9 protein-coding genes are annotated in these 11371 nt (G+C 74.3%); 5 read left to right on the forward strand and 4 right to left on the reverse strand.

Going from position 1 to position 11371, the window contains the following annotated elements; all coding sequences use genetic code 11:
• Positions 1-139 precede the first annotated feature (139 nt).
• On the forward strand, positions 140-1165 hold the full coding sequence (locus tag V7E46_RS21240; protein ID WP_333769889.1) for a helix-turn-helix transcriptional regulator: 1026 nt from the start codon (positions 140-142) through the stop codon (positions 1163-1165).
• Here the strand turns inward: V7E46_RS21240 and V7E46_RS21245 are convergent.
• Positions 1156-2115: an SDR family oxidoreductase gene (locus tag V7E46_RS21245; protein ID WP_333769890.1), complete on the reverse strand. Its 960-nt coding sequence runs from the start codon at positions 2113-2115 to the stop codon at positions 1156-1158. The two genes, V7E46_RS21240 and V7E46_RS21245, sit on opposite strands and share 10 nt — an antisense overlap.
• 121 nt (positions 2116-2236) lie before the next feature.
• Positions 2237-2899, reverse strand: coding sequence for an NADPH-dependent F420 reductase (locus V7E46_RS21250; protein WP_333769891.1), 663 nt, complete (start codon positions 2897-2899; stop codon positions 2237-2239).
• A 447-nt stretch (positions 2900-3346) separates the two neighbouring features.
• Between V7E46_RS21250 and V7E46_RS21255 the strand changes: the two genes are divergently transcribed.
• On the forward strand, positions 3347-3721 hold the full coding sequence (locus V7E46_RS21255; protein ID WP_333769892.1) for a VOC family protein: 375 nt from the start codon (positions 3347-3349) through the stop codon (positions 3719-3721).
• 318 nt (positions 3722-4039) lie between these two features.
• On the opposite strand, the gene V7E46_RS21260 is transcribed toward V7E46_RS21255, so the two are convergent.
• Entirely contained in the window at positions 4040-4258 is a 219-nt protein-coding gene (locus V7E46_RS21260; RefSeq protein ID WP_333769893.1) for a hypothetical protein, read from the reverse strand.
• Positions 4259-4457: 199 nt separating this feature from the next.
• On the opposite strand from V7E46_RS21260, the gene V7E46_RS21265 reads away from it, so the two are divergent.
• Both V7E46_RS21265 and V7E46_RS21270 read left to right on the forward strand, forming a co-directional pair.
• Positions 4458-5228 carry a hypothetical protein gene (locus V7E46_RS21265; protein WP_333769894.1) on the forward strand — a complete coding sequence of 257 codons (771 nt, stop codon included), beginning with the start codon at positions 4458-4460 and terminating at the stop codon, positions 5226-5228.
• Between the two features lie 527 nt (positions 5229-5755).
• Positions 5756-7393, forward strand: a complete 1638-nt coding sequence (locus V7E46_RS21270; protein ID WP_333769898.1) for a beta-N-acetylhexosaminidase — start codon at positions 5756-5758, stop codon at positions 7391-7393.
• 307 nt (positions 7394-7700) lie between these two features.
• Here the strand turns inward: V7E46_RS21270 and V7E46_RS21275 are convergent, their stop codons facing one another.
• Entirely contained in the window at positions 7701-10466 is a 2766-nt protein-coding gene (locus V7E46_RS21275; RefSeq protein WP_333769895.1) for a LuxR family transcriptional regulator, read from the reverse strand.
• A 202-nt stretch (positions 10467-10668) separates the two neighbouring features.
• Here V7E46_RS21275 and V7E46_RS21280 point away from each other — a divergent pair, with 202 nt between their 5' ends.
• Positions 10669-11346, forward strand: coding sequence for an esterase/lipase family protein (locus V7E46_RS21280; protein ID WP_333769896.1), 678 nt, complete (start codon positions 10669-10671; stop codon positions 11344-11346).
• Positions 11347-11371: the final 25 nt, after the last annotated feature.

The following is an 11371-nucleotide window of genomic DNA, read 5'->3' on the forward strand; positions in this document are numbered from 1 at the left end:
CGCCGCCGGGGGGCGGGGGGGGCGGGGGGGGCCCCCCCCCCCCCGGGGGGGGGGGCCCCCCCCCGAACCGGAGGGCGGCGAACACCGTGGCGCCACTCCCCGGGCGGGCGCGGGGCGCGCAGTCCGCGATCCTTGAGCCATGCGCGCCGCCCGCCTCATCCGTATGGCCCTGCTCCTCCAGTCGAGTCCCGGTCTGACAGCCGGCGCCCTTGCCCGGGAGCTGCATGTCTCCGAGCGCACGGTGATCCGCGATGCCCAGGCGCTGCAGGAGGCGGGCGTCCCCGTCCGCTCCGAGCGCGGCCGTGCGGGCGGCTACCACCTGGCGCCGGGCCACCGCACCCGGCTCACCACGCTCCACCCCACCGAGGCGGAGACGCTCTACCTGTCCGGTCTGCCCGCGGCCCTGCGCGATCTCGGGCTGTCGGACGCGGCGGACGCGGCCCGGCTGAAGTTGTCGGCCACCTTGCTCCCCTCGCTGCGCGCGGCGGCCGAGTCGTCGGTGCGCCGCTTCCACCTCGACGCCCCGGCCTGGTTCCGCGAGCCGTCCGCCCCGGAACTGCTGCCGGAACTGGCCCGTGCCGTATGGGCCGACCGCACCGTCGAGCTGGCCTACGCGCGGCCGGCCCGGGACGGTGCGCCACCCCGCACGGTCACCCGCCCCCTGGAACCGTACGGGCTCGTCCTCAAGGCGGGGGTCTGGTACGTCGTGGGCCGGGTCCCGGGGGAGCGGCCGGGCCGGGACGGCGCCTGGCGTACGTACCGCGTCGACCGCGTCACGGCGCTCCGCCCAGCTCCCGGCGCCGACGAACCCTTTGTCCGCGACCCGACCTTCGACCTGGCCGCGCACTGGCAGGCCCACTCCGCCGGGTTCGCCCGGGCGCTGCTGCGGACGACCGTCACGGTGCGGCTGACCGAGCGCGGCCTGCGCGGCCTGCCCGGCGTGGCGGACCCGGCCGGCGAGGCACTGGCCCGCGCGCCAGCGCCTGACGCCGCCGGACGCGTCACGCTCGACCTGCCGGTGGAGTCGGAGGAGGTCGCCTTCGCCCAACTGGCCGGACTGGGCGCGGACGCGGAAGTGCTGGCCCCGGAGGGCCTGCGCGCCCGTTTCCGCGCGCACGCGCAGGCCCTCACCTCGGTGTACGGCGCGGAACCGGATCAGCGGTAGTCGTCCACCGAGCCGTCCTTCCCGCCGTACGTGACCTCCTCGAAGTACGCCCAGGCGTCCGGCCGGCTGCCGTCCGCATCCCGTACCCCATAGGCCCTGGCGAGCTCCGCGCTGGAGGTGGACTTCCCGTTCCAGCGGGCGGCCCGGTCCGGGTCGGCGGCGAGTGCGGCGACCGCGCGGGCGAGGTAGTGCGGCGACTCGGCGATACCGAAGTGCGGGTCCTGGGCGACGGCGTCGCGCCAGGTCTCCTCGGTCACGCCGAAGTGGGCGAGCATCTGCTCCGAGCGCAGGAAGCCCGGCGTCACGGCGACCGCCGTGCCCCCGTACTCCGCCAGTTCCTCGCCCAGCCCGAAGGCGATCCGGATCGGGGCGTTCTTGGCCAGGTCGTAGTAGAGGTTCTCGCGGTAGCGGCGGTTGGACACCGCCGTGCCGTCGGTGACCTCCACATGCAGCGGCGCGTCCGAGCGGATCAGCAGCGGGAGGGCGAGTGCCGCGGTGATCACGTGCGAGCGCACCCCGAGTTCCAGGATGCGCAGGCCGTCGGCGAGCGGCGTCTCCCAGCTCTTCTTGCCGAAGACGGAGCCGACGAGCAGGTGCTCGCCGCCCCACAGGTCGTTGACGAGGATGTCGAGCCGCCCCGTTTCGCGGTCGATCCGCTCGACGAGGGCGCGTACCCGGTCCTGGTCCAGGTGGTCGGTGGGGACGGCGATGCCGGTGCCCCCGGCCGCTGTGACCAGTTCCGCGGTCTCCTCGATGGTCTCCGTGGTCCGGCCGACCTCGCTGGCGCTGCCGCGGGTGGTGCGGCCGGTGACGTAGACGGTGGCGCCGGAGCGCCCGAGTTCCACGGCGAGGGCGCGCCCGGCGCCGCGAGTGGCCCCGGCGACGAGCGCGATCCTCCCGGCGAGCGGGCCCGCCCGGTCGACGTGCTGGTTGTGCATGTCCTTGTCCATGCCACTACGGTGCACGCCATAGGTGACAGTTCACGTCACCCTTTTTCCCAAGTTCCCGCGCGGCTGGTGTTGCGGCCGCGGACGACTGCCGGGCCTCGAAGAGGGTTCCCGCCGGGCCGGGTCAGCCGCGGAAGTCCGCCGGGCGCTCCGGGGAGGCCGCCGCCAGCGCGGCGGTGACCTCGTCGGTGCCGGCGGCGAGCCCGTAGACCGGGGTGCCGGGCTGCTGGCGCCAGGACTCGTCGAGGCCGCCCGCGTCGACCGTGTCGAAGCCCAGCTCGTCGAGCAGGGACCGTACGGCCTTCTTCGCCCCGTCGTCGTCACCGGCGATCGGCAGCGCGACCCGGTCGGCGGCGCCCGCCGGGCGCGGCTTGTCCAGGATGTCCTGCGCGAAGGTGCCGTTGAAGGCCTTCACCACCGGGTGGCCGAGCTGGCGCTCCGTCCAGCGGCTCTCGGTGACGCCCTCGTCCTCGATCGCGTCGATCCGCCCGTCGCGCTGCTGCGGGTAGTAGTTGCCGGTCTCGATCAGGGTGAAGCCCTCGGCCGCCCCGTCGAACACCCCGGCCGGCAGGTCGGGCACGTTCTTCAACGGGATGGCGACCACGACGAATTCGGCGCCGCGCGCCGCCTCCGAGACGGGTACCGCGGTGGCCCCGGTCTCCTCGGCCAGAGCGGACAGCGTCTCGGGACCACGCGAGTTGGCCACGGACACGTCGTGCCCGAGCGCCGTCAGGCGGCGCGTGAGGTTTCCGCCGATGTTTCCCGCGCCGATGATGCCGATCTTCATGAGTTCTCCAAGGTGTGTGGATACGTACGTGATCGGTTGTGGCCGGATGCCGCACCGGTCACAACCCCCTCGGGCACCAGCGTGTTCCGGCTGGAGCGGACGTTCCCCCGGACGGCGTCACGAGCCGCCCCGGACCGGCCGCATCGCCGGCGGAGTACGGGGCACGAGCCGAGGCGCTCGCGCCTAACCGGCGGCGTCAGCCGCCCGGGCCGGCCGACCGTCGTGTGTCCGTGCCGAGGCCGGCTGCCGCTGCGGGTGGTCCAGGCCGCCGTCGACGGCGGTCGCCCTCCGTAGCGGGAAGGCGGCTCGCGGCGCCTGCCGTATTCCTCGCAGGGCCGTTCCCTGCCGCCGCTCGGCCATGTGGCGGGCAATCCGTCACGGCCGGCCGTGACGGGCGGCTGAGCACCGTGCTCCGCGGCTGGCGCTCAGCCCTGAAAGGATGCAGCCATGACCGTGACGTTCGCAGCCGTCGTTCTTGGCACACCCGATCCACCTGCCCTCGCGGACTTCTACCGCGCGCTGCTCGGCTGGACGGAGGTGGACAGGGAACCGCACTGGGTGCGGCTGCGGGCGCCGGAGGCGGAGCGGCCGGGACTGAGCTTCCAGTACGAACCCGACCACGTGCCTCCCGTCTGGCCGCAGAAGGCGGGCACCCAGCAGATGCAGGCCCACCTGGACCTTCTCGTGGACGACCTCGACGCCGAGACCGCGCGTGCGGTCGCCCTGGGCGCGACCGCGGAGGAGGAACAGCCTCAGGAGGACGTCCGCGTACTGCGGGATCCGCACGGGCACCTCTTCTGCCTTTTCCTGCCGGGCGCGTGACCTCGCGCTGCCGGCGCGGGTTCCCTGACGCGGCGGGGTGCGCGTGCCGGCCGCAGATCATCGTAAGCGGGTAACGGGCTCTCGGGCGGGGGACGGACTCCCGGAGCGTGTTCTCCCGGTGATCTGCGCCTGCTGGAGCCCCGGGCCGCCGACCAGGACGGCCCGAGGGCTGAGAGAGCGTGAATCGTCCGGCGGCGGCCACGCGGTTCGTGCCCGGGGGCCCGGCTCCTCGCGTGGAGCGGTCAGCCCGACTATGCCGTGCTGCCCTCGTGGCCGCCCCCGCTGCACTGCGGCTGCCGGGGCATCTCCTGCCGGGGCTCAGCCGTCCTGAGACGTCGTCTCCGGTTCGTCGCCGTGGCGGCGCGGTTCCGGCGTGTCGCTCCCGTCCGCCAGGTCGGCCTGGTCCGGCGGGCCACTGCTCCAGGCGACGGGCGGCGTCGGTGCCGTGATCGTCTGCGGTTCGTCGGAACCCGGGCGGACGCTCGGCTGGGATCCGGGCGCGTGGGACGTGTGCGTTTCGTTATCGGACTTCGTCATGGACCGCGTGTTCCCGCCTTTTCCGTTCGGATGCCCCCAGCGCTCCTCGTCCCGGCAGGAGCCGGTGCCCGCGCCCGACGGTGCGGGCCGGATTCCGGTCTCCGGCAGGGCCGCCCGGCGAGCGGTGGTATATGTGACGCACCGAATCACCGGCCGCGACAAGGCCCGTACGTTTTCCCGTCCGAGAGCTGAGGCGCTGATGACCACACCCGGGCGGGCTGTCCGCCGTTCCTTCGCCGCACGCACGGCCTCGCTCCGCGAGCTGGTCGACCCCGTCCGCGTCGGTCGTCGCGCGGTGCGGCGCCGCGCGACAGGCATGACGGCCGCCGTGGTGGCGCAGGCCCTGGACGACGCCCGGTTCGACGCGCGGCAGGACTCCCGGCACGAGCCCCTGGCCGACGACACCCGCGGCCGCGCGGAGCTCGCGGAGTGGGAGCGCATCGGGCAACTGCTCGCCGCGGCCGGCCCGGGTGCTGTCTACGACCCGGACACCGACGACGTCGTACGGGCCGAACTGGCCGCCGCTGTGGAGGAGGCCGAGCTGCGCGAAGCAGCCCGGGCCGAGGAGCGCGCCGATGAGCTCCAGGCGCTGCGCGAGCTGGGTGCGCTGGCGCAGGCCGAGCCTCACGCGGGCGACGAAGCCGTACGGGACCTGCTCACCCGCCGCGCCGGCGACCACGTCCAGACCGACATCGACGCCTGGCTCGCCCGCGCCCTGGCCACGCACCGCGGGCACTACGCGGAGCCGGCCGCCCGGCAGGCAGCCGCCGGCCTGCTGCCGCAGGCGCTGCTCGTCCACGCCGCACTGCTGGCCGCGCTCGTACGCCTCGATCCCGGTGCCGCCGTCGACCAGCTCGCGTTCGCGGCCCGCCTCACCACCGCTGACCCCGAGGCCGCCGCCGACCTCGCCGCGTTCCTCACCCGCGTCCCGGGCGGCGGCACGAGCGTCGGCGCACCCGTCGCGGTGTGAGCCGAGGCGGCCGGCCGCGGGAACGCACTGGGTAAATCCGCTCCCCTGTCACCGCGCTTCCCCTGGTGGATGTCACCGCCCGAGCGGTCGGCGGCGGCTGGCTGACCAGCGGTCTGGCGGATGGCCGGACCGTCGCGCCGGCATGAGGGGGGCCGTACCCGCGGGCGCCGGGGCTCGTCAGGCCGGTGCACAGGTACCCGGCACAGCCGCGTAGCCGCCGTCGACGTCGCGCTCTGCCGGAGCGCCGGCATCGACGCACTGCCCGCCGGCTGGACCGAAACCGGCCGGGACCAGCCGCGCATGGTCGGGGAAGGCCCGCGCTCACCACTCGCTGTTCTCCGGCGACGACGTGACAATTGGTCTACACCTTGACGCGGGTGAGGCGCCCGAGTCCCATGGGAGGCAATGTTCGTCCGCTCGGTGCCACAGGTTCCATCGGTCCCGTCTCCCACCTCGAAGGGTCGCTTGTGAGACTGCACAGAACCGCTCCCCGCACCTCCCCCTTCGCCCCGCCGCGCTCCCGCGCCCTGTCCGGTACGGCGCCCCGGCTCGCCGGATCGCTGCTGCTCGTCCTCGCGGCCGGCGCATCCGCCCTCGGGGCCGCCGGTTCCGTCCAGGCCCAGCCGGGGCCCCGCGGCACTGCGGTGCGGCCGCTCGGCCAGATCGTGCCCGCGCCCGCGCAGGTGTCCCCGGCGGGCGGACCGTTCACCCTGACGCCTTCCGCGCGCATCCGTGTCGAGGGGGACGCGCGCGGGACCCGCCAGGTCGGCACGTACCTGGCCGGACTGCTGCGCCCCTCCACCGGCTACGCCCTGCCGGTCGTCGAGGACCGCGGACACGGCACGAAGGGCGGGCACGACATCCGGCTCGCCCTCACCCCCGCGAGCGGCGGCCTCGGCACCGAGGGCTACCGCCTCGACTCCGGCCCGGACGGCGTCACCCTCACCGCGCGTACCTCCGCGGGCCTCTTCCACGGCGTCCAGACGCTGCGCCAGCTGCTGCCGGCCCCGGTCGAGAAGCGCACCCGGCAGAGCGGTCCCTGGCAGATCGCGGGCGGCAGCATCACGGACGTGCCGCGCTACGCCTATCGCGGCGCGATGCTCGATGTGTCACGGCACTTCTTCACCGCCGCGCAGGTCGAGAAGTACATCGACCAGCTCGCACTCTACAAGATCAACGAACTGCATCTGCACCTGTCCGACGACCAGGGCTGGCGGATCGCCATCGCCTCGTGGCCCCGGCTGGCGCCCTACGGCGGGTCCACCGAGGTCGGCGGCGGCACGGGCGGCTACTACACCAAGGCGCAGTACGCGCAGATCGTCGCGTACGCCGCGTCCCGCCACCTGGAGGTCGTACCGGAGATCGACATGCCCTCCCACACCAACGCGGCGCTCGCCTCGTACGCGCGGCTCAACTGCGACGGTGTCGCGCCGCCCCTCTACACCGGCACGGAGGTCGGCTTCAGCTCGCTGTGCGTGCCGAAGGACGTGACGTACGCCTTCGTCGACGACGTGATCCGGGAACTGGCCGCGATCACACCGGGCCGCTATCTGCACATCGGCGGCGACGAGGCGCAGTCCACCAGCCAGGCGGACTACGTGTCGTTCATGAACCGTGCGCAGGCCGTCGTCCAGAAGTACGGCAAGACCGTGATGGGCTGGCACCAGATCACCTCGGCGAGGCCGGTTGCGGGCGCGGTGGCCGAATACTGGGGTTACGACGACACGGGCGCGGCGGAGCGCGCCCAGGTCGCCGCGGCGGCGAAGAACGGCACCAGGATCGTGCTGGCGCCCGCCGACCGCTCGTACCTCGACATGAAGTACGACGAGAACACCGAACTCGGCCAGGACTGGGCGGGCACGGTGGAGGTGAACCGCTCCTACGACTGGGACCCGGGTACGTACCTCGCCGGCGCCGGGGTGCCGTCGAGCGCGGTGATCGGCGTCGAGGCGCCGCTGTGGACGGAGACGATCGTCACCAACGACGACATCGAGGCCATGGCCTTCCCCCGGCTGCCGGGCATCGCGGAGCTCGGCTGGTCCCCCGAGTCCACGCACGACTGGAACACGTACAAGGTGCGCCTGGCAGCCCAGGGACCCAGGCTGACGGCCCTGGGGGTCGACTTCTACCACTCGCCGCTGGTCGACTGGCCCGCGGACACGTGACGTCGCGGCGGCGGCCGGTGGGAATCGCGCACCGGCCGCCGTCCGGACTGCCGGTGCGGGTACCGGACCGTCGCCAGGGTCTCCAGGCCCGAGGCCTTCGCGCTGGCTCGGGGGGCCTGGAACACGGCCCGGACGTCGACCTCGTCCACACCCGCGGCGGCCGTGGGGAGCCAGGGGCCGGGCCCGATGTGCCGCGCGCCTACCTGTCGCCCGGCGCTGCGTCTGCTCCGCGCCGACGGTCTCCCGCACCGCCGCGGTCCGGCGGAGGCGCTCCGACCCGGCACTCTCGCGGTGCGGCAGGACGGCCTCAGCGGAAGAGCGCGGCCAGTTCCGTCCGTGACCGCACGCTCAGTCTGCTGAACACGTTCCGCAGATGGTATTCCACCGTGCGGGAGCTGAGAACGAGGAGTTCGGCGATCTCCTGGTTCGTCGCGCCCTGCGCGACCAGCTCGGAGATGCGGATCTGCTGCGCGGTGAGCTGCCGCCCGACCGGCTGGACGGCGGGGCCCGCCCGGTCCCCGGCCGCGCGCAGTTCGGCGGCGGCCCGCGCCGCCCAGGGCAGCGCCTCACACTGCTGGAAGATCGCCAGCGCGTCCCGCAGCAGGCCGCGCGCCGCGCGCGGCCTGCGGGCCCGCCGGAGCCGATTGGCGTAGAACAGCTCGGTCTTGGCCATCTCCAACGCCGCGTCGTCGTCGCGGTGCAGGCGCAACGCCTCCGTGAAATGCTCCTCCGCCGACAGCTCGTCCTCAGCGAGCAGTCCGTGGCAGCGGTGCGCCAGCGCCAGCCGGCTCGGCGCGGCGCTGCTGACCGCCCAGCTCTCGAAGCCGCGCAGCGCCGTGACCGCCTCGTCCCGCCGCCCGCAGCGGACCGCCGCCTCGACGAAGTGCGGGGCGGCCATCCCCCGGATCGCCAGATTCGTCTGGCCCGTGCCCGTCGACATGTGGCTGAAACGGGCCAGCGCGTCGGCCGGCCGGTCCTCCACCAGGTCCAGGCACGCCGAAGCCCAGCAGTTGAACGCGCCGGGCCGGCCCAGCTCGCGCGCCGCGACCTCGTGCGCCGCCGTGCCCAGCCGCAGCGACACGGTCGCCCGGTCGCCCTGGAGCGCCGCCAGCAGCGCCAGGAGGGAGAGGTGGTCCACCGCGAGATTACGCTGCCCCGTGGACCGCGCCAGCCGCAGCCCTTCCAAGGCGGCGGCCTCGGCCGCCGCGTGCCGGTCAAGCATCAGCGCGGACAGCGCCTGGTAGACCAGCGCGGCCGGCACCAAGGCGTGCGCGCCCAGCTCACCGGCGCCGTGCACCGCCGAGGCGGCCAGCGTGTGCGCGTGCCGCAAGTCACCGAGGGTGTACGCGGCTTGGCTGGCCCAGATCTCCGGCTCCGGGCCCCCGGCCGTCCCGGCGAGCCGCACCACCCGGCCCAGCGCGCGGTTCGCCTCCTCGTGGTGGCCGCGGAACGTCGCCGACATCCCGGCGAAGTGCTCGAGGACCAGGCGCAGTGCCGGCGGGTCGTCGTCCCGCCTCAGCCGCCGGGCCCGGTCCGCAAGGGCGAAGTACCCGGTGAAGTCGCCGGCCACATAGGTCGCTTCGCCCGCGAGCATCAACGCCCTGGCCAGTGTCTCCCGCTGGTCAGCGGGAATGAGCTCGACGGCCCGCGCCAGATGGCGGCCGGCGAGCGCGGGCACGGCGGAGCGCAGCTCGATCTCACCCTGGACCAGCTTGCGCAGCCCCCGGGTCGCCGCCGAACCGCAGTGCGGCGGCACCCGATCGAGCAACCAGCACGCCCGGCGGACACCGCCGGCCGCGAGCCGGTCGGCCGCCGCGGTGACCAGCCAGCGGGCCTGTACCCGCGGCTGCGCGATGAAGTCGGCGCCCTGCTCCAGGACGGTGGCGGCTTCGGTGGGCTCACCCGCCCGTACGGTCCCGGCCGCGGACTCCAGCTCGGCGACCAGCTCCGGCCACGGCCCCTCGGCTGCCGCAAGGCGGTGCAGTGCCTGACGCGGCCGGGAGATACCGCACCCGGCGAGCGCGGCCAGCGCCCGATGCGCCGCCAACTGCTCCGCCCATGGAACCTCGGCGGCCAGCACGGACCGCAACAGCCGTCCCGGGACGCGGACTCGGCCGCTCCCGGTCTCCACCAGGCTTGCCGACCGTGCCTCTTCGAGCGCCGCGTCGACCGATTCCCGGGGCTGTCCGTACCGTACCGCCGCTGCCGACAGCGCACCGGTGGGAAGCGGTCCGCCCGCCAGCGTCAGCGCCACCACCGCGCGCGCCCCGGGCGAGAGCCCGGCGAGCCGTCGTCGGCAGCGGGTCCGTAGCCGGCTCACGGGCGCCGGAAGGTACGGGCCGGGCTGCTGCCGAGCCTCCGCCGCCTGCGCCAGCTCCACCAGCGCCAGCGGACTGCCGGCCGCCAGGTCGACGATCTCGTCGGCCGGTCCGGTGCCGGGCGGCCCACAGCCCAGACCGGCCACCAACCGGCCGGCCGCGTCCGGGGCCAGCGGCCGAAGGCCCAGCACCGGGACGCCGTCCAGCGCCACGTCGGCCCGGGAATCCGGATCCGCCGCGATCACCAGGGCCGCCGGCAGTTCGGCCAGCCGGCGGGCCACGAAACCCAGGGCGCGCAGCGACGTCTCGTCCAGCCAGTGAGCGTCGTCCACACACCACAGTTGCGGCCGCACCCGCGCGGCCGACGCCAGCAGCCGCAGCAGCGCGACCCCCAACCGCAGTTCCCCGGCCGCGGGCGCCGCTCCGGCCAGCACCTCCTCCAGCACCCTGCCCTGCGCGCCGGGCAGTGCGCGTACCGCGCCGGCCAGCGGCACCAGCAGGCGGTGCAGCCCGGCCGCCTGGACCTCGGCCTCCGGGGCGGCGCCGGCGATCCGCCGCACGCCGAAGCCGGAGACATCCGCGGCCACCGCGTCCAGCAGCGCCGAGCGACCCATGCCGGACTCCGCCAGCACGGCCACCGCGCCACCCCGCCCGATGCGTGCGCCGGCCAGGACGGCGGCGATCTCGGCCCGCTCGTGGTCACGTCCGTACAGCGGACCCGGCGATGGAACGCAGGAGTCCTGCCGAGGATCCATGACATCAGTGTTACGCGTGAGTAGCGACAAAAGGAAGAGCGCCGCGAGCACTCCGGCCGCTCCCGCTCCCGACCCGAGGCAGCAGCGGTTGCCGCCGGGAGAGGACCGGTGATTACACCGGTCCTCTCCCGGCGGCAGTCCCCGACACTCCGAACGTTCCCCCGACCACAGTTCAGGGGGCACCCGAGACAGAGGAGTCTTCATGCGACGGATTTCCGCCGTCCTCGTGGCGCTGCTCGCCGCGATCGGCCTGGCCGTCTTCGCCCAGCCCGCCCCGGCCGGCGCCGCCACCGCCCACACTCCGGTGGTCTTCGTACACGGTTTCAGCGGCAGCGCGAGCAACTGGACGACCGCCGAGGCCGTCTTTGCCGGCAAGGGGTACACGGGCAACGAGCTCTACGCGTTCCAGTACGACTGGACGCAGTCCAACAAGAGCAGCGCGGCGAGCCTGGCCGCCTACGTCCAGCAGGTGCTGGCCAAGACGGGTGCCCAGCAAGTCGACATCGTCAACCACTCGATGGGCGGCCTGGTCAGCGACTGGTACGTCAAACAGCTCGGCGGCCAGCCGTACGTCCGGCACCTCGCCTCCATCGCCGGCGCCAACCACGGCACCACCTTCGCCGGCGCCTGCCTGGTCGACACCTCGTGCGTGGAGATGTATCCCGGTTCGGCCTTCCTGAGCACGCTCAACGCCGGGGACGAGACGCCCGGCGCCACCAAGTACGCGACCTGGTACTCGCCGTGCGACGGCGTCATCCTGCCGTACACCAGCACCGAACTGAGCGGCGCGACCAACAATCTCGTGGCCTGCCAGACCCACATCGGCTACCTCACCGACACGGTCACCCTGGGCGCGGTGGCGAACTTCCTCGCAAGCTGACCCCCTGACCCCCTGACCCCCTGAC

It is taken from the genome of Streptomyces sp. IBSBF 2435 (assembly GCF_036815005.1).
GTDB lineage: Bacteria > Actinomycetota > Actinomycetes > Streptomycetales > Streptomycetaceae > Actinacidiphila.